The organism is Formivibrio citricus (assembly GCF_900115065.1).
Taxonomy (GTDB): domain Bacteria; phylum Pseudomonadota; class Gammaproteobacteria; order Burkholderiales; family Chitinibacteraceae; genus Formivibrio; species Formivibrio citricus.
Genome location: NZ_FOVE01000010.1, coordinates 74004 through 97725 on the forward strand (window position 1 = coordinate 74004; position 23722 = coordinate 97725).

31 protein-coding genes and 2 other RNA genes are annotated in these 23722 nt (G+C 60.0%); 25 read left to right on the forward strand and 8 right to left on the reverse strand.

Features of this window, described 5'->3' with window-relative positions:
- Positions 1-47: 47 nt before the first annotated feature.
- The 6 genes from ylqF to BMZ36_RS08075 all read left to right on the forward strand — a co-directional run bounded on the left by ylqF (position 48) and on the right by BMZ36_RS08075 (position 3136).
- Entirely contained in the window at positions 48-947 is a 900-nt protein-coding gene (ylqF, locus tag BMZ36_RS08050) for a ribosome biogenesis GTPase YlqF (RefSeq protein WP_091194375.1), read from the forward strand.
- Positions 944-1765 (forward strand): ABC transporter substrate-binding protein, encoded by an 822-nt coding sequence (locus BMZ36_RS08055; RefSeq protein WP_091194224.1) that lies wholly within the window; start codon positions 944-946, stop codon positions 1763-1765. The genes ylqF and BMZ36_RS08055 overlap by 4 nt, the downstream gene beginning before the upstream one ends.
- 32 nt (positions 1766-1797) lie before the next feature.
- Complete coding sequence (locus BMZ36_RS08060; RefSeq protein WP_091194228.1) at positions 1798-1995, forward strand: hypothetical protein; 198 nt, start codon at positions 1798-1800, stop codon at positions 1993-1995.
- Positions 1995-2306, forward strand: coding sequence for a cell division protein ZapA (locus BMZ36_RS08065; RefSeq protein ID WP_091194231.1), 312 nt, complete (start codon positions 1995-1997; stop codon positions 2304-2306). The genes BMZ36_RS08060 and BMZ36_RS08065 overlap by 1 nt, the downstream gene beginning before the upstream one ends.
- 27 nt (positions 2307-2333) lie before the next feature.
- Positions 2334-2511: non-coding RNA, 6S RNA (gene ssrS / locus BMZ36_RS08070), on the forward strand.
- A 31-nt stretch (positions 2512-2542) separates the two neighbouring features.
- Positions 2543-3136 carry a 5-formyltetrahydrofolate cyclo-ligase gene (locus tag BMZ36_RS08075; protein WP_091194234.1) on the forward strand — a complete coding sequence of 198 codons (594 nt, stop codon included), beginning with the start codon at positions 2543-2545 and terminating at the stop codon, positions 3134-3136.
- Positions 3137-3177: 41 nt separating this feature from the next.
- On the opposite strand, the gene BMZ36_RS08080 is transcribed toward BMZ36_RS08075, so the two are convergent.
- From BMZ36_RS08080 to dksA, 3 genes are all read right to left on the reverse strand, one after another.
- Positions 3178-4185, reverse strand: coding sequence for an AI-2E family transporter (locus BMZ36_RS08080; protein WP_091194237.1), 1008 nt, complete (start codon positions 4183-4185; stop codon positions 3178-3180).
- Between the two features lie 119 nt (positions 4186-4304).
- Positions 4305-5369 (reverse strand): 3-deoxy-7-phosphoheptulonate synthase AroG, encoded by a 1065-nt coding sequence (gene aroG, locus BMZ36_RS08085; protein WP_091194242.1) that lies wholly within the window; start codon positions 5367-5369, stop codon positions 4305-4307.
- Between the two features lie 193 nt (positions 5370-5562).
- Entirely contained in the window at positions 5563-5979 is a 417-nt protein-coding gene (dksA, locus tag BMZ36_RS08090) for an RNA polymerase-binding protein DksA (protein WP_091194244.1), read from the reverse strand.
- A 236-nt stretch (positions 5980-6215) separates the two neighbouring features.
- Between dksA and BMZ36_RS08095 the strand changes: the two genes are divergently transcribed.
- The 13 genes from BMZ36_RS08095 to BMZ36_RS14535 all read left to right on the forward strand — a co-directional run bounded on the left by BMZ36_RS08095 (position 6216) and on the right by BMZ36_RS14535 (position 16209).
- Positions 6216-7076, forward strand: coding sequence for an energy transducer TonB family protein (locus tag BMZ36_RS08095; protein WP_177187826.1), 861 nt, complete (start codon positions 6216-6218; stop codon positions 7074-7076).
- The gene (gene ruvC, locus BMZ36_RS08100) at positions 7076-7597 is read left to right on the forward strand and encodes a crossover junction endodeoxyribonuclease RuvC (protein ID WP_091194252.1); all 522 of its coding nucleotides are present in this window, start codon (positions 7076-7078) and stop codon (positions 7595-7597) included. Before BMZ36_RS08095 ends, ruvC begins: the two co-directional genes overlap by 1 nt.
- Positions 7598-7685: 88 nt before the next feature.
- Positions 7686-8282 carry a Holliday junction branch migration protein RuvA gene (ruvA, locus tag BMZ36_RS08105; RefSeq protein ID WP_091194255.1) on the forward strand — a complete coding sequence of 199 codons (597 nt, stop codon included), beginning with the start codon at positions 7686-7688 and terminating at the stop codon, positions 8280-8282.
- A gap of 6 nt (positions 8283-8288) precedes the next feature.
- Complete coding sequence (gene ruvB / locus BMZ36_RS08110) at positions 8289-9341, forward strand: Holliday junction branch migration DNA helicase RuvB (protein WP_091194259.1); 1053 nt, start codon at positions 8289-8291, stop codon at positions 9339-9341.
- Between the two features lie 84 nt (positions 9342-9425).
- The gene (gene tolQ, locus BMZ36_RS08115) at positions 9426-10112 is read left to right on the forward strand and encodes a protein TolQ (RefSeq protein ID WP_091194264.1); all 687 of its coding nucleotides are present in this window, start codon (positions 9426-9428) and stop codon (positions 10110-10112) included.
- A gap of 9 nt (positions 10113-10121) precedes the next feature.
- Positions 10122-10529 (forward strand): protein TolR, encoded by a 408-nt coding sequence (tolR, locus tag BMZ36_RS08120; protein WP_091194267.1) that lies wholly within the window; start codon positions 10122-10124, stop codon positions 10527-10529.
- 2 nt (positions 10530-10531) lie between these two features.
- Positions 10532-11341: an energy transducer TonB gene (locus BMZ36_RS08125; RefSeq protein ID WP_091194271.1), complete on the forward strand. Its 810-nt coding sequence runs from the start codon at positions 10532-10534 to the stop codon at positions 11339-11341.
- 29 nt (positions 11342-11370) lie between these two features.
- Entirely contained in the window at positions 11371-12639 is a 1269-nt protein-coding gene (gene tolB, locus BMZ36_RS08130; RefSeq protein WP_091194276.1) for a Tol-Pal system beta propeller repeat protein TolB, read from the forward strand.
- Between the two features lie 81 nt (positions 12640-12720).
- On the forward strand, positions 12721-13257 hold the full coding sequence (pal, locus tag BMZ36_RS08135; protein WP_091194279.1) for a peptidoglycan-associated lipoprotein Pal: 537 nt from the start codon (positions 12721-12723) through the stop codon (positions 13255-13257).
- 125 nt (positions 13258-13382) lie between these two features.
- Positions 13383-14120, forward strand: a complete 738-nt coding sequence (locus BMZ36_RS08140; protein WP_091194282.1) for a YbgF trimerization domain-containing protein — start codon at positions 13383-13385, stop codon at positions 14118-14120.
- A gap of 92 nt (positions 14121-14212) precedes the next feature.
- Complete coding sequence (queE, locus tag BMZ36_RS08145; RefSeq protein WP_091194285.1) at positions 14213-14863, forward strand: 7-carboxy-7-deazaguanine synthase QueE; 651 nt, start codon at positions 14213-14215, stop codon at positions 14861-14863.
- A 42-nt stretch (positions 14864-14905) separates the two neighbouring features.
- The gene (queC, locus tag BMZ36_RS08150) at positions 14906-15580 is read left to right on the forward strand and encodes a 7-cyano-7-deazaguanine synthase QueC (RefSeq protein WP_091194288.1); all 675 of its coding nucleotides are present in this window, start codon (positions 14906-14908) and stop codon (positions 15578-15580) included.
- A gap of 272 nt (positions 15581-15852) precedes the next feature.
- Positions 15853-16209: an energy transducer TonB gene (locus BMZ36_RS14535; protein WP_177187827.1), complete on the forward strand. Its 357-nt coding sequence runs from the start codon at positions 15853-15855 to the stop codon at positions 16207-16209.
- A 111-nt stretch (positions 16210-16320) separates the two neighbouring features.
- On the opposite strand, the gene BMZ36_RS08160 is transcribed toward BMZ36_RS14535, so the two are convergent.
- Complete coding sequence (locus BMZ36_RS08160) at positions 16321-16794, reverse strand: threonine/serine exporter family protein (RefSeq protein WP_091194295.1); 474 nt, start codon at positions 16792-16794, stop codon at positions 16321-16323.
- A 10-nt stretch (positions 16795-16804) separates the two neighbouring features.
- Positions 16805-17578, reverse strand: coding sequence for a threonine/serine exporter family protein (locus BMZ36_RS08165; RefSeq protein ID WP_091194298.1), 774 nt, complete (start codon positions 17576-17578; stop codon positions 16805-16807).
- A 175-nt stretch (positions 17579-17753) separates the two neighbouring features.
- On the opposite strand from BMZ36_RS08165, the gene proB reads away from it, so the two are divergent.
- Complete coding sequence (proB, locus tag BMZ36_RS08170; protein ID WP_091194301.1) at positions 17754-18875, forward strand: glutamate 5-kinase; 1122 nt, start codon at positions 17754-17756, stop codon at positions 18873-18875.
- A gap of 69 nt (positions 18876-18944) precedes the next feature.
- On the opposite strand, the gene BMZ36_RS08175 is transcribed toward proB, so the two are convergent.
- Positions 18945-19487 (reverse strand): CNP1-like family protein, encoded by a 543-nt coding sequence (locus tag BMZ36_RS08175; RefSeq protein ID WP_091194307.1) that lies wholly within the window; start codon positions 19485-19487, stop codon positions 18945-18947.
- 106 nt (positions 19488-19593) lie between these two features.
- Between BMZ36_RS08175 and BMZ36_RS08180 the strand changes: the two genes are divergently transcribed.
- From BMZ36_RS08180 to rnpB, 4 genes are all read left to right on the forward strand, one after another.
- The gene (locus BMZ36_RS08180; RefSeq protein ID WP_091194309.1) at positions 19594-19833 is read left to right on the forward strand and encodes a sulfurtransferase TusA family protein; all 240 of its coding nucleotides are present in this window, start codon (positions 19594-19596) and stop codon (positions 19831-19833) included.
- A 2-nt stretch (positions 19834-19835) separates the two neighbouring features.
- Positions 19836-20870, forward strand: coding sequence for a dihydroorotase (gene pyrC, locus BMZ36_RS08185; RefSeq protein ID WP_091194315.1), 1035 nt, complete (start codon positions 19836-19838; stop codon positions 20868-20870).
- The gene (locus BMZ36_RS08190; RefSeq protein WP_091194318.1) at positions 20867-21349 is read left to right on the forward strand and encodes a hypothetical protein; all 483 of its coding nucleotides are present in this window, start codon (positions 20867-20869) and stop codon (positions 21347-21349) included. The genes pyrC and BMZ36_RS08190 overlap by 4 nt, the downstream gene beginning before the upstream one ends.
- Before the next feature lie 10 nt (positions 21350-21359).
- Positions 21360-21766: RNase P RNA component class A (rnpB, locus tag BMZ36_RS08195), an RNA gene on the forward strand.
- Positions 21767-21841: 75 nt separating this feature from the next.
- On the opposite strand, the gene BMZ36_RS08200 is transcribed toward rnpB, so the two are convergent.
- Positions 21842-22567 (reverse strand): TerC family protein, encoded by a 726-nt coding sequence (locus tag BMZ36_RS08200; RefSeq protein WP_091194322.1) that lies wholly within the window; start codon positions 22565-22567, stop codon positions 21842-21844.
- Between the two features lie 267 nt (positions 22568-22834).
- Complete coding sequence (locus BMZ36_RS08205; protein WP_091194326.1) at positions 22835-23095, reverse strand: accessory factor UbiK family protein; 261 nt, start codon at positions 23093-23095, stop codon at positions 22835-22837.
- A gap of 263 nt (positions 23096-23358) precedes the next feature.
- Here BMZ36_RS08205 and glnK point away from each other — a divergent pair, with 263 nt between their 5' ends.
- Entirely contained in the window at positions 23359-23697 is a 339-nt protein-coding gene (gene glnK / locus BMZ36_RS08210) for a P-II family nitrogen regulator (RefSeq protein WP_091194331.1), read from the forward strand.
- Positions 23698-23722: the final 25 nt, after the last annotated feature.

Genomic DNA, 23722 nt, shown 5'->3' on the forward strand with positions numbered 1-23722 from the left:
CCTTTGTGGATTAACGCTATAATCCGCTCCTCACAAGGAGTATGAAGATGGCAATCCAGTGGTTTCCCGGGCACATGCATGCGGCGCGCAAGCAGGTGGCGGAGACGATGGCCAAGGTGGATGTGGTGATCGAGATCGTTGATGCCCGCCTGCCGTGGTCCAGCACCAATCCGATGATCGAAAACCTGCGCAAACATCGGCAGCGCCCGGCATTAAAGATTCTGAACAAGCAGGATCTGGCCGATCCCAAGCTCAGCCGGGTCTGGTATGACTGGTTCAAGTCGCAATCGGGCGTGGAGGCGCTGTTGCTGGGCGAGGACAACAAGAAGGCAGCCGCTACGCGCATTTCCCAGTTGTGCAGCCAACTGGCACCGCACCGCACGGGTGTCGAGAAACCGTTGCGGGCGATGATTCTGGGCATCCCCAACGTGGGCAAGTCGACTTTGATGAATCATCTTGCCAAGCGCCGGATTGCCAACGTGGCTGATACGCCGGGGGTGACCAAATCGCAGCAGCGTATCGAGTTGCCGGGTGGGACGATTCTCTACGATACGCCGGGCCTGATGTGGCCCAAGGTCGAAATCGAGGAGTGCGGTTATCGCCTGGCGCTGGCGGGGTCGATCGGGACCAATGCCTACGATCAGGTGGACGTAGCCTGGTTTGCCATTGAAACCTTGTGCGAGCGCTATCCGCAGGCGTTGCTGGATCGTTACGGTGCGCTGGACCTCGACAAACCGGTGGAAGAACTGTTTGCCGCCATAGCCCGCCGCCGGGGCGCGATGTTGTCTGGTGGCCGGGTGGATGAGCAGAAGACGGCCGAGCTGATTCTGACTGACTTCCGCTCTGGCACGCTGGGGCGCATTACGCTGGAAACACCGGACGATATCCGCGAGCCGCTTCCCGAGGAAATCGAGATGGAAGGCGACGAGGAAATGGCAGCGGAATGAAACCGGGTTGGTTGGGATGTCTGTTGTTGCTGGTGCCTGCACTGGCTTGCGCGGACTATCCAAGGCGCATTGTTTCCCTGTACCCCCATGCCACGGAGTTGGTTGCGGTACTTGATGCCAGCCGCCTGGTGGCGGTCGATGGCGCGAGCAACTTTCCGCCGCAAGTACGGCATTTGCCGCGTGTCAGCGCCTATCCCGAGCCCTCCACGGAAGCATTGTTGGCCTTGCGCCCCGATCTGGTCATTACTTGGACTTCCCGGCAGCAGGCAAGGCTTGCCGCACGTCTGAATCGGTACGGAATCAAAGTGCTTGCCATCGAACCGCAGACACCTGCCGGTGTGGCGGATGAAATCCGCAAGCTGGGTAAATTGCTCGGGGTGGATGAGGGCGCTCAAGCGTTGGCCAGCGGTTACGAACAACGTCTTGCCGGCTTGAAACAGCGCTATCAATTTGCAGAGCGCATCAGGGTTTTTGTCGAGGTCAGCGAAAAGCCGCTGATGACAGTGTCCGGACGCAGCTTCCTGGGGAAAATGGTCGAAGATTGTGGTGGCGAAAACATCTTTGCTTCCCAACCGGCCGCCGCGCCGCTGGTGAGCCTGGAAGCGGTACTGGTCCACCGCCCGGAAATCATCGTCACGACGTCGGGCCAGGCATCACTGGCGCAATGGCAACGCTACAGGCAGCTTCCCGCCGTGCAGAACGGGCAGTTGCATCTCTTGGGTAACGACGAGCTCATGCGTCCCGGTCCGCGCCTTCCGGAAGGGATGGAAATGCTTTGCCGCTTGATCGATCGGGCGCGCAGCGCAAAAATGCCTTAGAATTGGCCGCAACCGCATTCTTGGATGGCACTATGGAAGCCGAACTTGCGCGTCTTGAAGAAAAGGTGAACCTGCTGGCCCGTGTGTGCACTGATCTGCGCACGGAAAATCAGGTCTTGCGCCAGCAATTGCTGGAAGAGAAGCAGGAGGCCCTGAAATTGAAGCAGAAGGTTGAGGGCGCGACCGAGCGCGTGGCAGCGATACTTGCCAGATTGCCGGAGGATGCCTGATGAGCGAGATCAAGCAGCTCGACGTGAGCATCATGGGGCGCGAGTTCCGTCTGGCTTGCCCCGCAGAGGAAGAGCCCGCCCTGTTGCAGGCTGTACAGATGCTCGACGAAAAAATGCATGAGATTCGTGCCGGCGGCAAGGTCGTGGGTCTGGAAAAAATCGCCATCATGGCTGCGCTCAACATCGCGCACGAACTGCTGCATGTGCGCGTTGGCAGCGGCGATTTTGACATCGGTACAATACAGCGTAAAATTCATAGTATGAATGAAACGATTGATGCCGCTTTGCAGGAACAGCGTGCGTTGTTCTGAGCGACGCATTGATCGACAAAGTTTCAAGTTTTCCTGCGGCGTCCGTTACGGCTCATATTCTTTGAACCGATAAGCAGACCCCGGTTGCCAGCCATACAAGGCCTGTTGTGTACGTTCCCCGTCGAACGAACCTGATGGCCAAGGCCGGCGACCCCTTGAACCTCAGGGTTCAAGATGCGAGCCGGACGGCGCTTGCGGGAAACCTTCCCTCATTTCCCTCTCCGGAAATCCGGCCAGTGCGCGAAGTTTCCCTCCACTCGGTTCAACAACTCCACGACAAGATTGCATTGCGGCACGAGCTGCGCGGCAAACGCGGATCCATGACTGCGGCAGAGCGCAGGAAGGCCGAATTGGGTGCTGCACTCCAGGCGCGGCGCAACGGGTGGCTGAAGCCGGGTAAACGCATTGCGGCGTATATCCCGGTCGGCAGCGAGTTTTCTTCCTGGCCGTTGATGTTGCTTGCCTTGAAACTGGGCGCAGAAGTCTACGTTCCCAGGGTGCCCAAGAACGGCAAACAACTCGAATTCGTGCGCCTGGACCAGCATACTTCCTGGAGCGCCGGGGCGTACGGCATTCCCGAGCCATCCCATGAGAAAACGTGCCTGCCGCATCGGCTCGACACCGTGTTTCTGCCCTTGGTGGGCTATGACGACCAAGGATTCAGATTGGGGCAGGGAGGCGGCTATTACGATGCAACGTTTGCCTTTCGCCGCTTGCGCAAATACTGGCTGAAGCCAAGATTGATCGGTCTGGGATTCGAATGCCAGAAGGCCAGCCATCTTCCCGTCGATCACTGGGATCTGAAGCTGGACGCGGTGCTGAGCGGTTAGGAAACCTCAGAACCAGTAGAAGGATGAACAGGTTCTTGGGTTTAGACCAGACCGGCAGCCTTCAGCTCATCCTTTACGTAGGCATAGAACACCGGAGCGGCAACCAGCCCTTGCAGACCGAATAGAGCTTCCAGTGTCAGCATGGCGAGCAGCAGTTCCCATGCCTTGGCTGAGATGCGGCTGCCGACGATGCGTGCGTTCAGGAAGTATTCCAGCTTGTGGATCACCACCAGATAAGTCAGCGAAGCGACGGCTACGGCCGGCGAAATGCTCAGGCTGGTCATGAAAATGGCCGTGTTGGAAATCAGGTTGCCGATCACGGGCAGCAGGCCGGCCAGGAAGGTCACGGCGATCAGCGTTTTGGTCAGTGGCAGATGGACATCCCACATCGGCAGCAATATCCCCAGGTAGCACCAGGTAAAAAACGTGTTCAGGGCCGAGATGCGGACTTGGGCGAAAACGATGTTGCGGAATGCTGCAGACAGATGCCGGCAGCGATCCTGCAGGGCCAAGGCCAGCGAGCCGCGTGATTCGATGCGCGGATGCAGCGAGATCAGCGCGCCGATGACCATGGCGATCAAAAGCTGGGCCAGGACATGGCCTGTATGTTTGCCGAAGGATTGCAGGTTGGCTGCATGCTTGGCCGTCCAGTTGTTGAGGAGTGTTTTCCAGCCGGATAGATCCTGCGGCAGGTAAACGGCAATCCATTTCGGCAGATCCTGGCACAGTGTTTCGTGAATGGTTTCCGCGCGCCTGATGAGGTCAGACACGGCGCTCGCTTCGCCACGAAAGATCCAGAAAATCCCGGCGCCGATCATGCACAAGAGCAAACCGATCATCCCGGCAATGAAAACCAGCGCAATAAGCCGCGCCCGTTTGTCCGGCAGACGATTGAGGTGGGTGCGTGAAGAAACGAGTTGCACCAGTTCAAATACCAGCAATCCACCGAGCAGTGGCGCGATCAGGTGGAAATGCAGGACCAGGAACAATGCCAGGATGGCCAGCAGGTAGCTGGCGATGCGGGGAGCGGAAACTCGGTTGGCTAACATGGGCAATCCGTGTCTTGATTGTATGAAAGATTTTCCGCGCATTAACCCTGCGGAACAACCCGGAAAGAAAAAACGCCTCGCAATTTTGCGAGGCGTCAATTCAAACTACGGTAGCGGAATTATTTCTTGCAAGCTGCGCGCCGTTTTTCAACGGCTTGCGCCAGGTCGCGCAGCAGCTTTTCCGTGTCATCCCAGCCGATGCAGGCGTCGGTGATGGATTGACCGTAGTTGAGGGACTGGTCCGGCTTGGCATCCTGGCGACCTTCGTGCAGGTGGCTTTCCACCATGACGCCGAAAATATGGGTGCTGCCCTCCGCGATCTGGGTGCAAACATCCTGGTTGACTCCCATCTGCCGCCTGTAATCCTTGCGGCTGTTGGCATGCGAATAGTCGATCATCACCTTTTCCGGCAAACCGGCCGCAGCAAGATCGGCGGCGGCGGTGCGTACATGGCTGGCGTCGTAATTCGGTTCCTTGCCGCCGCGCAGGATGATGTGGCAATCGGGATTGCCGCCGGTGGCAACGATGGCGGAGTGACCGAACTTGTTGACCGAAAGGAAGTGATGCGGCGCTGCGGCAGCGCGGATCGCGTCGATCGCGATCCTGAGATTGCCGTCGGTGCCGTTCTTGAACCCGACCGGGCACGAGAGGCCGGAAGCCAGCTCGCGATGAACCTGAGATTCCGTGGTGCGCGCGCCGATGGCGCCCCAGCTGATCAGGTCGGCGATGTATTGCGGTGTGATCATGTCGAGAAACTCGCCGGCGGCCGGCATGCCGGAATCGTTGAGGTCGAGCAGAAGCTTGCGCGCCATGCGCAAGCCCTCGTTGATGTTGAAGCTGCCGTCGAGGAACGGATCATTGATCAAGCCTTTCCAGCCGACGGTCGTGCGCGGCTTTTCAAAGTAGACGCGCATCACGATTTCGAGCGAGCCTTTCAGCTCGTCGCGCAGCGGTTTCAGCTTGCGGCCGTATTCGAGTGCTGCGGCGGTGTCGTGGATCGAGCACGGGCCGATGACGACCAGCACCCGGTCGTCTTGCCCGGAAAGCATGGCGTGAGTGGCCTGGCGTGCCTCGTAAACGGTCGTCGAAGCCGCATCGGTGATGGGAAATTTTTCCAGCAGCGCGATGGGCGGAAGCAGTTCCTTGATTTCCTGGATACGAAGGTCGTCAGTCTGATAGTGCATGGCGGATCTCTACTGGATTTGCGCTGGCGCTGATTCCGGCCAGCTGGGAAATGAAAGTCATATAGGTTATCCGCTATTGACAGATGGCGCAAACGCGGAGAAATAGTGAATAGTGCAATGCAAAAACAAAAACGGCGAGCCAAAGCCCGCCGTTTTGCATGCGCCTGTCAGCGCAACCAGCCGGATACCACAATCAGTCTGCGAACTGCTTCTTCAAACGTTCGCGGCGTTCCTGAGCTTCCAGTGACAGCGAAGCTGTCGGGCGGGCCACCAAGCGGGCCAAGCCGATAGGTTCGCCGGTATCGGCGCAATATCCGTAGTTGCCGTCGTCGATCTGGCGGATGGTTGCGTCGATCTTGAGCAGCAGCTTGCGTTCGCGATCACGGGTGCGCAGTTCCAGAGCGTATTCTTCTTCCAGGGTGGCGCGGTCCGCAGGATCGGGTGTGGCTTCCTGCTCCTGCAGGTGCTGGCTGGTCAGGTCGGCGTTTGCCAGCAATTCTTCCTTCATCTGAAGAAGTTTATCCCGGAAAAATGCCAGGTGATCCGGATTCATGTAATCGTCTTCCGGACCTTTCCAGTTCAGGATGTCTTGTTCCGAGAGTTTGGCCATGATTTGTCTCGCTCCATCGAATCGGTCAATGCCGATTTCCGTAAAAAAAACAGCTTGCCCAATGCGGGAGGCAGCTTAATCTAACTTGCTGCCGTAATGCAACACAGCAAGACCCCCTGTATATGAACAGTAGGCTTGTCGAACCGCTAATGCAATGCCCGCCGAGCGCATCTGCCGACCATACTGCGACGGCTGTGCTACACTCGCCTGATTGTAAAAAGAGTTTTTCGTTGACGATGGACCGGGCACAACGTTTCATGGTGACCGCCGCGCTTTTATCCGCGCTCGCCCATGCCATTCCCATTTTTGGCCTCCGTTTCATGGCCCCTGTGCCGAAACGCAATCCTGCCGCCGAGCCGCTGGAAGTCGCTCTGGTGAACCTGAAAACCCTGTCCGCACCCGCCAAGGCGGATGTGCTGGCGCAGGCTAATCTGGATGCGGGCGGCAATACCGATGCACAGGCCCGTGCCAAGTCGCCATTACCGGCAGACAATCAGGATCCTGTTCTCCAGCAAAAAGTAGAGCAGCAAAAAGCGCTGGAAAACCGCCAGGAACAATTGATGACCCAGCTGCGTGCCGACAGAAAACTGCGCAGCCAGGAAAAACCAAACCCGAAGGCGAACGACGGCAAGGCCCTTGATCCGGAGCAACTTCGGCAGCAAGTGCGCGAGTTGACCGGAGTGGCAGGTCAGATCAGCAAAGATTACAACGCCTACCAGGAAAGGCCCCGCAAGGCTTTTGTCGGTGCACGGGCGCGGCAGACCAGCGTTGCCATGTGGCTGGATTCCTGGCTGCAGAAAATCGAAAAAATCGGCACCTACGCTTATCCGGTCGATGGCCGCGGCAACAAGTTGCGTGGCCAGATGCGGGTCACGGCGGAAATCGACGCCCAAGGCAATCTCATCAATGCCTTTATCGACAGTTCCTCGGGCAACAGTGAGCTGGATCAGTCAGCACTGCGCATCCTGCGCATGGCAGGAAAATTCCCTGATCTGCCCAAGGACATGGTGGACGCATCGGGCAAGCCGGCCACGGTTCTGGTTATTACCCGCACCTGGATTTTTGGCCGCAGCGATACGCTGGGTTTGAAGAATTGATGCGCATCCTCGGCATCGACCCCGGCTCGCGCGTCACGGGTTTTGGTGTGATCGACGTAACCGGGCAGAACCGCTCGTATGTTGCGTCGGGCTGCATCAAAACTGCGGGCGGCGATCTTCCCGGCCGGATCAAGGTCATTCTGGAAGGTATTGCCGAGGTCGTGGCAACCTACCGGCCAGACCAGACCGCAGTCGAGCAGGTTTTCGTCAACGTTAACCCGGCATCGACGCTGTTGCTGGGTCAGGCGCGCGGCGCGGCGATTTCGGCGCTGGTACTGGCGGGTTTGCCGGTGGCGGAATACACCGCGCTGCAGGTCAAGCAGGCGGTGGTGGGCAACGGCCATGCCGACAAGGAGCAGGTTGGCCACATGGTGCAGCGCCTGTTGCGCCTGAACGGCGCGCCGCAGGCTGATGCGGCCGATGCGCTTGCCGTGGCGCTGACGCATGCCCAGCATGGCAGCGGTGCGATGAAGCAATTGGCGTTGCATGGCTTGAGCATCAAGCGCGGCCGCTTGGCCTGATTAAATCCGGGAGCAGGGGGTGGAGAGTTGGGAGTGGAAAAAACCACACCACTCCCCACTCCCTATTCCCACTCCCAAGGTTCTAAACATGATTGGTCGTCTGAGCGGCACCCTGATCGAAAAGCAGCCCCCACAGATCGTGCTCGATGTACAGGGCGTCGGTTATGAAGTCGATGTGCCGATGGGTACGTTCTACGAACTGCCGGCGCTGGGTGCGCAGGCGACGCTGTATATCCACCAGGCCATCCGCGAGGATGCCCACCTGCTGTTCGGATTTGCCACGCGTAGCGAGCGCGATACCTTCCGCGAACTCATCAAGATTTCCGGTATCGGCCCCAAGATTGCGCTGGCGATCCTCTCCGGCATGAATGCGGACGAATTGGCGCTGGCGATTGCCGGCGAAGATACGGCGCGACTGGCGAAGGTACCGGGAATCGGCAAGAAGACCGCCGAACGGCTGGTGCTGGAACTGCGCGGCAAACTGGGCAGCCTGTCGGCCAGTGTTCCTGCCGTCGGCAAAGCCTTGCCTGTGGCTGCGCCCTCCCCGCGCCAGGATATCCTGCACGCCCTGCTGGCGCTCGGTTACAACGAGCGCGAAGCCGCTGCGGCCTTGAAGCTGGTTCCGGAAGATGCGGGCGTGAACGATGGCATCAGGCTGGCGCTCAAGGCGCTGGCCAAGGTATAACAAGCGATGATCGAAACCGATTCCCTCTCCTCCTCCCCGCCCGAGCGCCTGATTACGGCGCAGAAACTCTCGTCGCACGAAGAAGCGCAGGAGCGCGCCTTGCGCCCCAAGGTGCTCGACGAATATGTCGGCCAGGAAAAGGCGCGCGGGCAATTGCAGATTTTCATCGAAGCGGCGAAAAAGCGCGGCGAAGCGCTCGACCACGTGCTGTTGTTCGGCCCGCCGGGCTTGGGCAAGACCACGCTCGCGCACATCGTCGCGCGCGAACTGGGCGTGAACCTGCGCCAGACTTCCGGACCGGTGCTGGAGCGCGCCGGCGATCTGGCTGCGCTCCTGACCAACCTCGAACCGCACGACGTGCTGTTCATCGACGAAATCCACCGCCTCTCGCCCGTGGTCGAGGAAATCCTCTACCCGGCGCTCGAAGATTTCCAGCTCGACATCATGATCGGCGAGGGGCCGGCCGCGCGCTCGGTCAAACTCGACCTGCCGCCGTTCACGCTGGTCGGCGCCACCACGCGCGCAGGCATGCTGACCAATCCGTTGCGCGACCGTTTCGGCATCGTGGCACGGCTGGAGTTCTACACGCCGCAGGAGCTGACCCGCATCGTCGAGCGTTCGGCCGCGTTGCTGGAAGTGAAGATCGTTCCCGAAGGGGCTTTCGAGATCGCGCGCCGCTCGCGCGGCACGCCGCGCATCGCCAACCGTTTGCTGCGCCGTGTACGTGACTATGCCGAAGTGCGCGCCGATGGTGTGGTGACGCGTGAAACTGCCGATGCGGCACTGTCGATGCTCGATGTCGACCACGCGGGGCTCGACGTGATGGATCGCAAGCTCTTGGGAGCGGTGATCGACAAGTTTGATGGCGGCCCGGTTGGGCTCGACAACGTCGCGGCAGCGATCGGCGAAGCGGCCGATACGATCGAGGATGTGCTTGAGCCGTACCTGATCCAGCAAGGCTTGCTGCAGCGTACCCCGCGCGGTCGGGTGGCGACGCTGGCGGCGTACCGGCATTTCGGGCTGGAACCACGCGGCGCGGGTGGATTGTTCGAAAACTGAGCTTGTTTCAGGCGGTTACAGAAGTGTAGTCGCTGACAGGACTACAATATCGGCCTTGCTCTGGCCAAGAGGGAGAAAAATACCGTGGATGTTTCCGCAGGATCGCAGGATCTTTCCATTCTGAATCTGGTGCTGCACGCGAGTCTCGTCGTGCAGCTCATCATGGCGCTGTTGCTGCTGCTTTCTTTCCTTTCCTGGTGGCACATTTTCAGCAAGTTCTTCACCATCCGCCACGCACTTCGGGATACCGACGATTTCGAGGACCGCTTCTGGAGCGGCGCGGATCTGAATGGCCTGTACGAAGGTGTCCGGCACAAGAACGGCGGACAGGGCATGGAAAAAATCTTCCACGCCGGTTTTTCCGAATTTCTCAAGCTGCGCCAGCGCGGCAGCATGGAGCTGTCCAACGTGATGGAAGGTACGCGCCGCGCGATGCGCGCCGCCTGTCAGCGCGAGCTCGATCATCTTGATGCCCACACTTCCTTCCTTGCGACCGTGGGTTCGGTTTCGCCGTATGTCGGTCTGTTCGGCACGGTCTGGGGCATCATGCACGCTTTCCGCGGATTGGCGAACGTCGGCCAGGCCACGCTTGCCAATGTCGCTCCCGGCATTGCCGAGGCGCTGGTTGCGACCGCGATCGGCCTGTTTGCCGCGATTCCGGCGGTGGTGGCCTACAACCATTTCTCCCACGATGTCGACAAGCTGGCCAATCGCTTCGATACCTTCATGGAAGAATTTTCCAACATCCTGCAGCGCCAGGCGGCGCGTTAAGGACAGGTCATGTCCCGTCGTCCCCGCCGTTCGATGAGCCAGATGAACGTCGTTCCCTATATCGACGTGATGCTGGTGCTGCTGGTGATCTTCATGGTGGCTGCGCCGATGATGCAGCAGGGCGTGGTCAACCTGCCCACCGTGGGCAAGGCCGATCGCGAAGCCAATGTTACGCCGCTGCGCGTGGAAATCGGTGCGGACGGTCTGTTCAAGCTGGTCGACAAAAGCGATACCCGCCCGCTGGCCGATGCCAAGGCGCTGGTTGCTGCCGTGCAGGAAAAACTTACGGCGCAGCCGGAGCGTCCGGTAGTGATTGCAGCCGACAAGTCGGTACGCTATGAACTGGTCATCAATGCGATGGATGCGCTGAAAAAAGCCAACGTTGCACGGGTGGGGCTGCTGGTACAGCCGAAATAACCATGCAGGCAATCGACGAACACCGTTTTTTTGAGCGCGACGAACGAAGGGGGGTCTCCTTCGTGCTCGCGCTTGCGGTGCATTTGTTGCTGGTCGTGTTCCTGTTCGTTTCGGTGCAATGGCGCACCCAGCGTGTCGAATCCGTCGATGTCGAACTCTGGGGCGGCCCGCCGCCCGCGCAGGAGCGTGTGGTGGTTCAGCAAACCAAGCCGCAGCCCAAGGTGAAGGAGCCGGAACCCGAACCGGAGCCGGTCAGGAAGCCGGATATCGTCCAGGAAAAGGCCAAACCCAAGCCGAAGGAAAAGCCGCAGCCCCAACCTGCTTCGCCGGTCAAGGCCGAGAAGAAGCCGGAAAAGAAAAAGCCGGCCGAACAGGGAATGGAAGGGCTGCTGGATCTGGCCAATCTCAGCAAGGCCAGGGACGCGCGCCCCAACGGCCGGCCGGGCGGCACCGGAACCAATCCGAAGGCAGTGACCAACAATGCGGGAGCCGGGGCTGGCGGTGGTGGCCGACCGGGCGACAATTATCTGGGTCAGGTCGTGCGGCTGATCAAATCGAACACGGTTTATGCAGGCAACAAGCAGACGGACTCCAGAGCCCAGGTCAAGGTGTTCCTGTTGCCGGACGGCACGGTGCGGGAAGCACAGGTCGTCAAGAAGAGCGGCGATCCGGCCTATGCGGAAGCGGCGCGGCGGGCGGTGATCACGACGCAGAAATTCCCGCCCCTGCCGGGAGGGAAATCCTTCAGCAGCATGCGCGAATGGACACTGACCTTCTGTGCGCGCGAAGACATCCGGGAATGCAAGTTGTAATCAAAATGAGAATGAGGGTAGGGCAAATCATGAAATGGTTCCGTTTTTTGCTGGTTTCGATGGCGTTGCTGACGGGCGCTGCCCGTGCCGACATCGCGATCGAGATCGTGGGCGTGGGCAGCCAGCAATACCCGATTGCCATCGCCCCCTTCCGGGGCGAAGTCAGCTTGCCCCAGTCGCTGACTTCGGTGATCGGCAATGACCTGAACCTGTCGGGTTTGTTCCGCGTCATCAACGCTGGCGACATGGCGCCCGTTCCCTATCAGCCCTCCGAGGTCAATTCGCAAGCCCTGGCGGCGCGCGGCGCGCAAACGGTGCTGGTGGGCCAAGTCGGCCAGGCCGCAGACGGGTACAAGATCCGTTTCTGGTTGCTTGAAGCAGCGACCCGCCGCGAGTTGATCGCCATGGAAGTTACGGCGCAAGCCAAGCAATTGCGGCGCACGGCACACCAGATCGCGGACATGATTTACGAAAAAATCACCGGTGAGCCGGGTGCGTTCAATTCACGCATTGCCTACGTGATCAAGCATGGCGGTCGCAACGAATTGCAGGTGGCCGATTCCGACGGTTACGGCGCCCAGACGATCCTGACTTCCAAGGAGCCGATCCTGACACCGAAGTGGTCTCCGGACGGTTCGACGCTGGCTTATGTTTCGTTCGAGAAGCAAAAACCGGTGGTGTTTACCCATCACCTGCAAAGCGGCCGGCGCGTGGCCGTGGCGGCGTTCAGGGGCAACAATTCCGCCCCGGCCTGGTCTCCGGACGGTAGCCAGCTTGCCGTGGCATTGACCAAGGACGGCGGAACCAATGTGTATCTCATCAATGCCCACGGTGGCGCGGCGCGGCGCCTGACCTTTGGCGGCGAAATCAACACCGAGCCTTCCTGGACGCCGGATGGCAAGGCAATCCTGTTCACTTCGGATCGCGGCGGCAGCCCGCAAATCTACCGCCAGTCGATTCTCGGCAACGGTGCGGAACGCATGACTTTTACCGGTGGTTACAATGCCTCCGCCAAGATGTCGCCGGACGGAAAACTGATGACCTTCGTGGCCCGCGACAACGGGGCTTACCGCGTGGCGGTCATGGATGTAGCTACAAAACAGGTTATGGTACTGACGGATACGCCGGATGACGATTCGCCGTCATTTTCCCCGAACGGGCGCATGATCCTGTACGAAGCTGTGGTAGACCGTAAGCGCTCTCTCGCGGTAGTATCGAGCGATGGTCGTGTGAAACAGCGCCTGCGGGCGTTGGCCGGCGAGGTTCGACAGCCGGCGTGGGGGCCGCTGCTGAAGTAAGCGCGGCCTTTGGAAAAAGGGCTGCGAATGTGGCCCGGTTGTGTTGATCGAACTTTTATAACTCAAATTAGCAAGGAGTGAATGATGAAAAAGATTGGCCTCAGCCTTCTGGTTGCCAGCCTGCTTGCCGCCTGCGCCAGCCAGCAGACGACAGAACAAGCCACCCAGCAACAACCGACGACGCAGACCCAAGCTGTCGTAGACAAGTCCGGTGCCGATACTGCCGGCAAGTACAATCCGCTGACTGATCCGAAGAACATCCTGTCGCAGCGCAACGTGTTCTTCGACTTTGACAAGTACAACGTCAAGGAAGAATTCACTGCCCTGATCAAGGCTCATGCCGGTTACCTCAACGCCACTCCGGCTGCCCGCGTTTCCCTGCAAGGCAATTGTGACGAGCGCGGCACTGCCGAATACAACCTGGCGCTGGGTCAGCGCCGTGCCGATGCGGTGAAGAAGGCCATGCAGACCGCCTATGGCGTGGATGCCAAGAAGGTTGAAACCATCAGCTATGGCAAGGAGCGCCCGGTCGCCCAAGGCCATGACGAAGCTGCCTGGGCTCAGAACCGCCGTACCGAAATCGTTTACTCCGGCGAAGCCAAGTTCCCGAAGCAGTAATTCTGCCGAGCGGGAAACGTCCCCGTCCTGAGTGGCGGGGGTGACTGACGGGCTCCACCGCGTGGCTGCAGGATCCGCTTCCTGCAGCAAACGCGCGGAGCCCGTTCTTCTGGAAGAACTAGTATATGAAACGAATCGCAGCGATTGTTTTGGCCGGCATGGCATTTTCTGCCCATGCTGCTTTCTTCTCGGATGACGAAGCGCGCCAGCAGATCAACGAACTGCGCGTCCAGGCGCAGAAGACTGAAGAGCGCCTCACGCAGCTTGAAGCCGTCAGCAAGCAGAGCATCGAACTATTGAACCAGCTGGAAAAACTGCGCGAAGATCTTGCCGGATTGCAAGGCAAGATCGAGGTGCTGCAGTTCAACCAGGATGAGGCCGTCAAGCGCCAGAAGGATCTGTATGTCGATCTGGATACACGCGTGCGCAATATCGAACTGGCCAAGCAGCAGGCCGTGCAGGCAGAGGAAAAAGCGAAGACCGAGCGCCAGGCCGACGAACTGAAGCAGCTCGATGCCGGCGTCAAGCTCGTGAAAAGCGGCAAGAACAAGGAAGGCATCGCCATCCTGGCCAAATTTGCCAAGGACAATCCGGATAGCCCCAAGCATGCCGAAGCGTTGTACTGGATGGGTGCCGGCCATGCAGCGATGAAGAACTACAAGGCAGCCAACCAGGCATTTGGCCAGGTCGCCAACAAGGCTGCGGACGATCCGCGTGCGCCGGATGCGCTGCTGGGCCTGGCTTCGGTTGCCATGGCGCAGAAGGACAAGAAGGGTGCCCGCAAGTACCTGTTGCTGATCGTTGAAAAATATCCGCAATCGGAAGCCGCGGTTACCGCGAAAAAAGCCTTGATGGCCAACTAGGCTCTGTTGACGTTCATGTGCCTGTCCGCGGCGTCGGGAAATTCCGGCGCCGCTTTGTTTCCGCTGGACTGTATTCCGGTAGGGAGAATCCCGTGAAAAAGCCCCCTTCCCTTCGCGTCAGCGAAATCTTTTATTCGTTGCAGGGCGAAACCAGCCGCATCGGCCTGCCCACGGTTTTCGTGCGCCTGACCGGATGCCCCCTGCGTTGCGGTTATTGCGACAGCAAGCATGCCTACAACGGCGGGACGTCCCTGTCCTTGTCCGAAATACTGGCTGCGGTGGCCGGTTACCGCGCGCACTACGTCTGCGTGACGGGGGGCGAGCCGCTCGTGCAAGCCGCAACGCCGGAATTTCTCACGGCGCTGTGCGATGCCGGCTACTCCGTCAGCCTGGAAACCAGCGGCGCTTTGCCGGTGGATAAGGTTGATCCGCGGGTCTCGCGTATTGTCGACATCAAGACGCCGGGCTCGGGCGAGGCCGCGAAGATGCACTGGGAAAATCTGGCTTTGTTGACACCGCATGACGAAATCAAGCTGGTCCTGTGCGGTCGCGGTGATTACGAATGGGCACGTGACCTGATTCTTGAGCGCGAGCTTTTCAAGCTTGCGCCGGTCAGCTTGTCCCCCGTCTGGGAAACCCTCCCTCCGGTTGATCTTGCGCAGTGGGTGCTGGAAGATCATCTGCCGGTGCGCATGCAGGTGCAGTTGCATAAAGTACTCTGGGGCGACCGGCCTGGGGTATAGTGTTGCCGAAAACCAAACCATTTGGTTCGAAAGGATTTTTTCATGAAAAAAGCCGTGATCCTGCTTTCGGGCGGGCTGGATTCTGCAACCTGTCTGGCGATTGCAAAAAGCAAGGGGTTCGAACTCTATTGCATGTCCTTCGACTACGGGCAGCGGCATAACGCCGAACTTGAAGCCGCGGCGCGTTTGGCCAAGTCGATGGGGGCCGTGGAGCACCGCATCGTCAATATCGACCTGGCGGCATTCGGTGGATCGGCTCTGACCGACAAGCGCATCGCCGTGCCGACGGGAGGCGTGAAGGACGATGCGATCCCGGTGACCTACGTTCCGGCGCGCAACACCATCCTGCTTTCCTATGCGCTGGCCTGGGCTGAGGTGCTGGGAGCGTCGGATATCTTCATCGGCGTGAATTCGGTCGATTATTCCGGCTATCCGGATTGCCGGCCCGAGTTCATTTCGTCCTTCCAGGTCATGGCGCGGCTGGCAACCAGGGCCGGAGTGGAAGGCGCGCCCATGCACATCCATACGCCGCTGATTTTCCTGACCAAGGCACAGATCATCGAGCGCGGAGTGGCGCTTGGCGTGGATTACGGAATGACCGTCAGTTGCTACCAGGCCGACGATCAGGGCCGGGCCTGCGGGGTCTGCGATTCCTGTCGACTGCGCAAGAGCGGCTTTGAAGCCGCGGGTGTTCCGGATCCTACGCACTATCGCTGATGCGCGGAGCGGGGCGACTGATTTTGGCCGCACTTGCAGCAATTTTGCTGCATCTGCTGCTGCTGTCGCTGCCCTTCCCTTTCCAGTCCAAGCCGGAAAAATCTCCGTCCCTGCCGGAAGTCTGGCTGCAACGATCTACCATGCAGCCTCTTTCGGTTCCCGCCGCCCCCGCTGGAGGGCGCGCCAAGGCGGCTCCCGAGCCGATAACAAGCAAATCCATACCCTCTTCTCCCCCATTACTGCCTTTGCCGAGCGGGCCGGAGTCTTCTCAAGTGCTTGTGACTGAAGGCACGGGCACCACGATACCGTCTCCGTCTTCAACCAGCGCTGCAAGCTACGGGAAAATTGCTCCAGGCGTGACCCGCCCCCCGGTTTGCCGGCGCGACCCCAAGCCGGAATTGCCGGCAATTTCCCGTTCGCTGGGCGAAGAAGGCCAAGTCAGGCTGCGTTTGCTGATCGGAACGGATGGCGTGGTTCGTTCGGTGAAAGTGATGCAATCGAGCGGCTATGGGCGCCTGGATGATGCCGCGCGCAAAACCCTGCTCCGCTGGCGTTGCCAGCCCGCCTTGCGCCAAGGCGAGCCGGCGGAGGCCGAGTTGGAAGAGACGGTCGTTTTTGAATTGAAATGAGGTAGGCGGCTGCGCCTTTGCATCTGGGGGGCGGGCGGCGCTCGGAATCCTCATGCACCCATCAGTACATTCGCCGGCCTTCCCGCTCCTGCTTTGGCTCGCTCGCCTACCTTAATCTCTTCGATGCGGCATGAACAGGATCGGCGACGCAATCCCGAATACCAGTGCCACGAGGATCAGGCAGGCCTTCACGCCGTTAACACCCGCCTCGACGAGAAGTTGTTGTGCCACGCTGTGGGCGGCGTCGGTTGGCAGTCTGGTGAGGTTGGCAATGCTCAACAGGGCCTGGACAGCCTTGTACATCGGCGTGCCGGGCACCATCGGAATCGCGGCGCAAATCGAATACACGGTGGGAATCATGCGGTGGCGTGAGGCCCACCACAGGGCGGCGAAGCCGATGACCATGCCGCCGAACAGGCTGCCCAGCACGATGTCGCCCCCGAAGTCGACGACCCCCTTGCGCACGGCATGGCCGAGCACCGCGAGCGTGCAGCAGGCCACGAGCGAACGTTTGGGAACGTTGAACAGCAGCGCAAAGCCCAATGCCGCCGGCGCGGCCCAGAGTTCAAGCAACCAGGCATTCATGGCGCGATCCTCACAAAAGGCGCAGCGCCAGGCTGACGCCGACGCCGATGCCGATGACAAAAACCACGCCCATCATGATTCGCACCATGCCGTTCAGGTAATTGGTGTGGAAGAGATCCGCTGCGCCGTTGATGAACGGTACGCCCGGAATCAGGAACAGAACCGAGGCGGCCATCGCCGCTTCGGACGCGGGAGTCTGCACGAGCTTCGCCAGCAGTCCGGTGACCAGCATGGCGACGAAACTGGATGCGGTGGCGAACATGAACGGCACGTAATGGCGTTTGTGCAGGAAAAGCCGCAGGGCCATGCCCAGCCCGCTGCCGATCGTGGTGCAGAGAATAGCCGCAACGTCGCCGCCGAAGAGCGCGGCAAAGCCGCCGCAAGCCAGCCCGACCAGTGCGGAAACCAGCCAGCGCGGGTACAGCAGCGGCGTTTTGGCGATCTCGGCAAAAACGGCTTCGGCATTGGCAATATCGATGCGGCCTTCTTCCATGTCGGAAACCGCATGTTCGACCGCGGTGAGCATGCTGAAATTGGCACCCATGTGCGGGGCCTTGCGAAAGGCCGTTTCGCGCAGGTTGTCTTTTTCCACGGTCACGCCGATGTTGATCGAGGAAATCACCGTATCGGCTTTCTGCGCACCCAATATGGTGGCTACCCGGCGAATGATCGCGCTGGTGCGGGCGGTATCGCCGCCGGACTGGTGGGAAAGGATTCCGGCGGTCAGCGCCAGATCAAGGATCTGCTGCAAGGTGTAGGGCGAGCCGGGCTGTGCTGCGGTCATGGAAATAAATCCGGTAACTCGTTATTCCGGCGAAGATTACACTGCGTCCGGGTGCATGGCTAGAGCGGATTTCGGCCAATCGTCCAGCAGTGTAGTGTAGGTTTTGCGACAAAATCCCGCGAGCTTGCCGTAGACCTATTCCCGCTATAATGGGGGCCTTATTCGGGGACAAAACATGGCGCAAAGCATCATCCAATCCGCCCGCCGCATTGTGATCAAGGTGGGTTCCAGTCTGGTGACCAATGACGGCAAGGGGCTGGACCTGCATGCCCTGTCGCGCTGGGCGGCCGAGATTGCGCGCCTGCGCCAGCAGGGCAAGGATGTGGTGCTGGTGTCTTCCGGCGCGATTGCCGAAGGCGTGGCGCGGCTGGGCTGGAAGGAGAAGCCCTCGGCGGTTCACGAAAAACAGGCTGCGGCTGCCGTCGGGCAAATGGGCCTGTGCCAAGCCTACGAGAGCGCCTTCCGTGCCCATGGCCTCAACACGGCGCAGGTGCTGCTCACCCATGAAGACCTCAGCGACCGCACCCGCTATCTCAACGCCCGCTCCACGCTGCTGACGCTGCTCAATCTGGGCGTGGTCCCGATCATCAACGAAAACGATACGGTGGTCACGGCCGAAATCAAGTTTGGCGACAACGATACGCTGGGCGCGCTGGTGACCAACCTGATCGAAGGCGATGCGCTGATCATCCTCACTGACCAGAAAGGTCTGTTTACCGCCGACCCGCGCAAGGATCCGGCGGCGAAGCTGGTGTCCGAAGCCGAAGCCGGGGCGCCGGAGCTGGAAGAGATGGCCGGCGGCGCCGGCTCCAGTGTCGGTACAGGCGGCATGCTGACCAAGGTTCTGGCGGCCAAGCGCGCGGCACGCAGCGGTGCGGCGACGGTGATTGCCTGCGGACGCGAGGCGGACGTGCTGTGCCGTCTGGCGGCCGGTGAATCGATCGGCACGCAACTGGTAGCCAAGACTTCGCCTTTGGCAGCCAAAAAGCAATGGATCGCCGACCATCTGCAGCTCAAGGGGCGCGTGACGCTGGATGCCGGTGCGGTCAGGGCACTGCAGCAGCAGGGCTCCAGTTTGTTGCCGATCGGTGTGGCGGCGGTCGATGGCGAGTTCCTGCGCGGCGATGTGGTGAGTTGCATCGACGAATCCGGGCAGGAAATCGCGCGCGGCCTCATCAACTACGGTGCCGATGAAACCCGCCGCATCTTGCGGCTTCCAACCGACCGCATCGAGGCGGCTCTCGGCTATATTGACGAGCCGGAATTGATCCATCGCGACAATCTGATCATCCTCTGACCGGCTCTTCCGGATAGTAAAAACCCCTTGCATCGGCGATGACAAGGGGTCTTGTTTTTCACAGATGGGTTACTTGAATTTCTGGGGTAACTCGCCGCCCCGTAGTACGTCGACGATGGTTTTGGCTGGATAAGACCCGCCATTGAAGCTGCAGAAATCCTTGATCAGCTCGCCTTGCCAGGCATTGCGCACGCCGAGATCGGCGACTTTCCATCTGACCCCTTCGGTGTTCTTCCAGGTTTGCTCCGCTGTTCCCCACGCATAGTTACGGTAGCGGCCGGAATAGCAATCCAGCCCTTCGAAGAATACGTTCCGTACGCCGCTTTTCGTGACGATGGCGACGGCATAGCGCAGGATATCGTCCTTGCCGACGGTGACCGAGTCGGCGGCGATTTCCACGCGGTTTTCCCCCATGTTCTTGCCGATCTTGTAGGCACGCCATTCCTTGAGTTTGGCAAGATCCGGCAGCGTGAATTCCTGTTCCGGGGGCGGCGGCGCGTTTTCCTTGTCGCGCTTGATCCAGGAAGAGACATCGCTTTCTTCCTTGTTGGCGGCACAGGCCAAGCCTGTTGCAAGAAAAAGGGTCAGACAGACAAGACGGCGAGGCAACATGGTTCATTTCCATCTGGACAATGTGCGGAGCTTAGGGCTTGTCGCGCCGTGATTCAAGCCCGTCAAACAGGGTAAAATAGCTGCGGACCGTTTGTGAGAGCTTCCCATGCCCGCCCGCCCGCAGCCAAACCAGGCAACCGATCTTTCCGGACTGAATTGCCCCTTGCCCATCCTGCGCACCAAGAAAGCGCTCGCGCCCATGCAAAGCGGCGAGTTGTTGCAGGTAACCTGCACCGATCCCGCCACGCCGACCGATTTTGCGGCTTTCTGCAAGCAAACCGGCAACGACCTGGTCGAACAGTGGCAGGAAGCCGACCGATTCATTTTTCTCATCAGGAAGCGCTGACCATGACCCAGACCCTTACGATTGCCCGTCCCGACGACTGGCACCTGCACCTGCGCGACGGCGAGCTGATGGCCAGCGTGGTAGCGCATTCGGCGCGCGAATTCGCCCGCGCCATCATCATGCCCAATTTGCGCCCGCCGGTGCTGACCGTAGCCGATGCCGCAGCCTACCGCGCGCGCATCCTCGCCGCCCTGCCTGCCGGCAGCGATTTCCAGCCGCTGATGACGCTCTACCTCACCGACAACACCCCGCCTGCCGAGATCGAAAAAGCCAAGGCCAGCGGTTTCATCTATGCGCTCAAGCTGTATCCGGCCGGGGCAACCACCAATTCGGACAGCGGTGTGACCAGCTTCGACAAGGTGATGCCGACGCTGGAAAAGATGGCCGAAATGGGCTTGCCGATGCTGGTGCACGGTGAAGTCACCGATCCGGCGGTCGACGTCTTCGACCGCGAAGCCGTGTTCATCGAAACCGTGCTGCAACCGCTGATCGCGCGCCTGCCGCAGCTCAAGGTCGTCATGGAGCACATCACCACCGCGCAAGCGGCCGAATTTGTGCTGAACGCGCCGGCCAATGTCGCTGCGACCGTGACGGCGCATCACCTGTTGATGAACCGCAACGCGCTGTTCCAGGGCGGCGTGCGCCCGCACCATTACTGCTTGCCGGTGCTCAAGCGCGAAACGCACCGCAGCAAGCTGGTAGAAGTGGTAACGAGCGGCAGCAGCAAGTTCTTTCTCGGCACCGACAGCGCGCCGCATGCCAAGCACACCAAGGAAGCGCCGTGCGGTTGCGCCGGCATGTACACCGCGCACGCCGCGCTGCCGCTGTATGCCGAGGTGTTCGATGCTGCCGGCGCGCTCGACAAGCTGGAAGCCTTCGCCAGCCGCAACGGCCCGGCGTTCTACGGCTTGCCGGTCAACCAAGGCACGGTGACTCTGGCGAAGGAAAGCTGGACTGTGCCGGCCGAATACCCGTTCGGCTCGCATAGCGTGGTTCCGCTGCGCGCGGGCGAAACGATGGCATGGCGTCTGACATGACCGTCATCGTTCATCGCACCGCAGGCCAGCCGGCCTGGTGGCTGTTTGGGGCCGGGCTGGCATTTGCCGCCTGGTGGGGCCTGCCGCTGCTGGAAAATCCGCAACTGGAAAACCACTTTTTCGGCCTGTTCTGGTATTCCATGCTGGCCTTGGGTGCTGTTCTCTGGGCATTCCCCTCCGAACAGTGCGTGACCGCCAGCCATATCGAGCGCCGGTATTGCCTGTTTGGAGTGGCCCCAATCTGGAGCCAGTGTCATGTCGTCGGCGATTTTTCCGGAATCGCGCTGGACCAGGAACCGGGCTTGTTCGGCCGGGACAGCGTATGGCTGCTGTTCAAGGGCAAGGATGGCGTGCCGCCGCTGGTATTCGCACGTTACCGGGCGACGGTGGCGCAGATTGCCGCTGCGCAGGCCAAGGCGGAGGAGCTGGCACGCCTCACGGGATTGCCGTTTGCCCTGGAGAGCGAATCGGGCGGATAATCCGTTCCGCGAAGCAGGCCAGACAGCCGCTGCCCGCCTCTGGCGGGGGGAGGAAAGTCCGGGCTCCATCGGGCAGAATGCCGGCTAACGGCCGGGCGCCGCGAGGCGACGGAAAGTGCAACAGAGAGCTGAACCGCCGATGGCTCATTACTTCGGTAGTGGGATCAGGCAAGGGTGAAAAGGTGTACCTCGCAAGAGGAGCAGGCGCAAGCCTGTCGGTAAGAGCGCACCGCGGACGTGGCAACACGGACGGCAGGGTAAACCCCATTCGGAGCAAGACCAAGCAGCAAGCGTTGACGTGGCCCACCGAGCTTGCGGGTGTGTTGCTGGAGCCCAGTGGCAACACTGGGCCTAGAGGAATGGCTGTCACGGCGGGTAACCGCCGCACAGAACCCGGCTTACCGGCCGGCTTCGCATTTCAAATAAACTTTGGCGCTGTTGTTCGGATGAACAGCAGCGCCAATTTTTTTGTGTGTACCGGCGGTCGATCCTTTATTTGACCAGACGGATTTCCGAGACGGCCTTGCTGGAGCGAGTTGCTGCGGTACGCAGCTTGGCCAGATGGCCACCGCCCAGCACGGCCACCAGGATCAGGGCATAAAGGCCGATACTGATGAAGGGATGTTCGGCAAAGAAGGCTTTGGACAGCGGTTCGCTGACGATCATGTTGGCGGCGGTCCAGGCCAGAATCCCCGCGCCCAGATAGGTAATCAACGGGAAGCGTTCGACCAGTTTGAGGACCATGCTGCTTCCCCAGACCACCAGCGGCACGCTGATCAGCAAGCCCATGACCACCAGCGCGAAGCTGCCATGAGCAGCGCCTGCAACGGCCAGTACGTTGTCCAGCCCCATTACGGCATCGGCGATGATCACGGTTTTCATGGCGCTCCAGAGACTGGCGTGCTGTTGACCGTCATGATGTTCGTCCTTGGCGTCCGCCAGCAGGTTGAAGGCAATCCAGACCAGCGCCGCGCCGCCGGCCAGCAACAGCCCCGGGATTTTCAACAGCCAGACTACGGCCAGCGTCATCAGCGCCCGTACGCCGATGGCCCCGATCGTGCCCCAGACAATGGCTTTCTTTTGCTGGTGCGCCGGCAAATTGCGCGCCGCCAGGGCAATGACGATGGCGTTGTCGCCTGCCAGAACCAGGTCGATGACGATGATGGCGAGAAGTGCCGAGAAAAAATCGGCGGTGAAGAAGGATGTAACGAGTTCCATGTCCGGCTCCTTGGCTTGAGTAAAAAAACCTCAGACACCGGATATTGGAAGAGGGGCAACCTGTGCCGGTGCTTCCGGATATCCGGTGCGGCAAAGGTCTTGCTCGACAATCTGGATTGTCTACATGGCCGGAGGCGATGCCTCGAAGTGACGACCATGAATCCGGCTTGCGCCGGTGAGCTACTCCCCTTCGGAGGGTGATTCAATTATTACAAGATTGATGACCGGAGAAAACTGTGAAAGTTCACCCCGGCACAAATTTTTTCTTTACAGGGCATCCTGAGGGTTGTCTCCGCCCGCTTTCCTTTCCAGTTCCGCGATGCGGCTTTCCAGCTCGCTGAGTTTTTCCCGGGATTTGACCAGCAAGGCTTGCTGGATCTCGAATTCTTCGCGGGTGACCAGATCCAGCTTGGTGAAGGCGCTGGCCATCATGGCGCGGACGTTCTTTTCCACGTCCTTGGCCGGGCTGTTGGCAATGGCTGCGGCAATCTTGCCGGCGATTTCATCGAAAAACTTTTCTTTCAGCATGACAAGACTCCTTGGGTGGTTCTATTTTCAGTTTATCAGAAACGCGCGTTTACCCAACCAACCGATTTACGGGATTTCCCTGATAGGAGAGCACCATAGTTGTGCGTCGTGTCGGTGCGTAAGGTTTGCGGAGCGCAGGGATGGTGCAAACCCCCGCCCGGTCGGGCCGGAATGGCTGGAAAACAGCCTTTTTGAGGTCTGGCATGCTTTATGCTCAATGAACGGTGCGCGTTTGTTATCCATCTTTGCGAAGGAGTCTTTCCATGAAATTCGTTACCGCGATCATCAAGCCGTTCAAGCTGGATGAAGTCCGCGAAGCGCTGTCTGCAGTCGGTGTTCACGGCCTGACCGTGACCGAAGTAAAAGGCTTCGGTCGTCAAAAAGGGCATACCGAACTGTACCGGGGCGCCGAGTATGTCGTCGATTTCCTGCCGAAGGTAAAAATCGAAGTGGCCATCACCGATGACCAGCTCGAAGCCACCATCGAAGCCATCGAGAAGGCTGCCAATACCGGCAAGATCGGCGACGGCAAGATCTTTGTCTTCAGCCTGGAGCACGTTGTCCGGATTCGCACTGGCGAAACCGGCGATGCGGCCATCTGAGCGAAAAGATAATCAAAGGAGAACC

What these genes read in the sequence shown, in the direction of transcription:
- dksA (WP_091194244.1), bottom strand. Translation starts at nt 5,979, where the DNA reads ATGGCCAAACTCTCGGAACAAGACATCCTGAACTGGAAAGGTCCGGAA.
- ylqF (WP_091194375.1), top strand. Translation starts at nt 48, where the DNA reads ATGGCAATCCAGTGGTTTCCCGGGCACATGCATGCGGCGCGCAAGCAG.
- queC (WP_091194288.1), top strand. Translation starts at nt 14,906, where the DNA reads ATGAAAAAAGCCGTGATCCTGCTTTCGGGCGGGCTGGATTCTGCAACC.
- BMZ36_RS08065 (WP_091194231.1), top strand. Translation starts at nt 1,995, where the DNA reads ATGAGCGAGATCAAGCAGCTCGACGTGAGCATCATGGGGCGCGAGTTC.
- BMZ36_RS08095 (WP_177187826.1), top strand. Translation starts at nt 6,216, where the DNA reads ATGGACCGGGCACAACGTTTCATGGTGACCGCCGCGCTTTTATCCGCG.
- BMZ36_RS08200 (WP_091194322.1), bottom strand. Translation starts at nt 22,567, where the DNA reads ATGGAACTCGTTACATCCTTCTTCACCGCCGATTTTTTCTCGGCACTT.
- BMZ36_RS08205 (WP_091194326.1), bottom strand. Translation starts at nt 23,095, where the DNA reads ATGCTGAAAGAAAAGTTTTTCGATGAAATCGCCGGCAAGATTGCCGCA.
- BMZ36_RS08080 (WP_091194237.1), bottom strand. Translation starts at nt 4,185, where the DNA reads ATGTTAGCCAACCGAGTTTCCGCTCCCCGCATCGCCAGCTACCTGCTG.
- BMZ36_RS08140 (WP_091194282.1), top strand. Translation starts at nt 13,383, where the DNA reads ATGAAACGAATCGCAGCGATTGTTTTGGCCGGCATGGCATTTTCTGCC.
- BMZ36_RS08180 (WP_091194309.1), top strand. Translation starts at nt 19,594, where the DNA reads ATGCCCGCCCGCCCGCAGCCAAACCAGGCAACCGATCTTTCCGGACTG.
- glnK (WP_091194331.1), top strand. Translation starts at nt 23,359, where the DNA reads ATGAAATTCGTTACCGCGATCATCAAGCCGTTCAAGCTGGATGAAGTC.
- tolR (WP_091194267.1), top strand. Translation starts at nt 10,122, where the DNA reads ATGTCCCGTCGTCCCCGCCGTTCGATGAGCCAGATGAACGTCGTTCCC.
- ruvB (WP_091194259.1), top strand. Translation starts at nt 8,289, where the DNA reads ATGATCGAAACCGATTCCCTCTCCTCCTCCCCGCCCGAGCGCCTGATT.
- aroG (WP_091194242.1), bottom strand. Translation starts at nt 5,369, where the DNA reads ATGCACTATCAGACTGACGACCTTCGTATCCAGGAAATCAAGGAACTG.
- BMZ36_RS08060 (WP_091194228.1), top strand. Translation starts at nt 1,798, where the DNA reads ATGGAAGCCGAACTTGCGCGTCTTGAAGAAAAGGTGAACCTGCTGGCC.
- pyrC (WP_091194315.1), top strand. Translation starts at nt 19,836, where the DNA reads ATGACCCAGACCCTTACGATTGCCCGTCCCGACGACTGGCACCTGCAC.
- BMZ36_RS08190 (WP_091194318.1), top strand. Translation starts at nt 20,867, where the DNA reads ATGACCGTCATCGTTCATCGCACCGCAGGCCAGCCGGCCTGGTGGCTG.
- tolB (WP_091194276.1), top strand. Translation starts at nt 11,371, where the DNA reads ATGAAATGGTTCCGTTTTTTGCTGGTTTCGATGGCGTTGCTGACGGGC.
- BMZ36_RS08165 (WP_091194298.1), bottom strand. Translation starts at nt 17,578, where the DNA reads ATGACCGCAGCACAGCCCGGCTCGCCCTACACCTTGCAGCAGATCCTT.
- BMZ36_RS08125 (WP_091194271.1), top strand. Translation starts at nt 10,532, where the DNA reads ATGCAGGCAATCGACGAACACCGTTTTTTTGAGCGCGACGAACGAAGG.
- BMZ36_RS08160 (WP_091194295.1), bottom strand. Translation starts at nt 16,794, where the DNA reads ATGAATGCCTGGTTGCTTGAACTCTGGGCCGCGCCGGCGGCATTGGGC.
- ruvA (WP_091194255.1), top strand. Translation starts at nt 7,686, where the DNA reads ATGATTGGTCGTCTGAGCGGCACCCTGATCGAAAAGCAGCCCCCACAG.
- ruvC (WP_091194252.1), top strand. Translation starts at nt 7,076, where the DNA reads ATGCGCATCCTCGGCATCGACCCCGGCTCGCGCGTCACGGGTTTTGGT.
- proB (WP_091194301.1), top strand. Translation starts at nt 17,754, where the DNA reads ATGGCGCAAAGCATCATCCAATCCGCCCGCCGCATTGTGATCAAGGTG.
- pal (WP_091194279.1), top strand. Translation starts at nt 12,721, where the DNA reads ATGATGAAAAAGATTGGCCTCAGCCTTCTGGTTGCCAGCCTGCTTGCC.
- BMZ36_RS08175 (WP_091194307.1), bottom strand. Translation starts at nt 19,487, where the DNA reads ATGTTGCCTCGCCGTCTTGTCTGTCTGACCCTTTTTCTTGCAACAGGC.
- BMZ36_RS08055 (WP_091194224.1), top strand. Translation starts at nt 944, where the DNA reads ATGAAACCGGGTTGGTTGGGATGTCTGTTGTTGCTGGTGCCTGCACTG.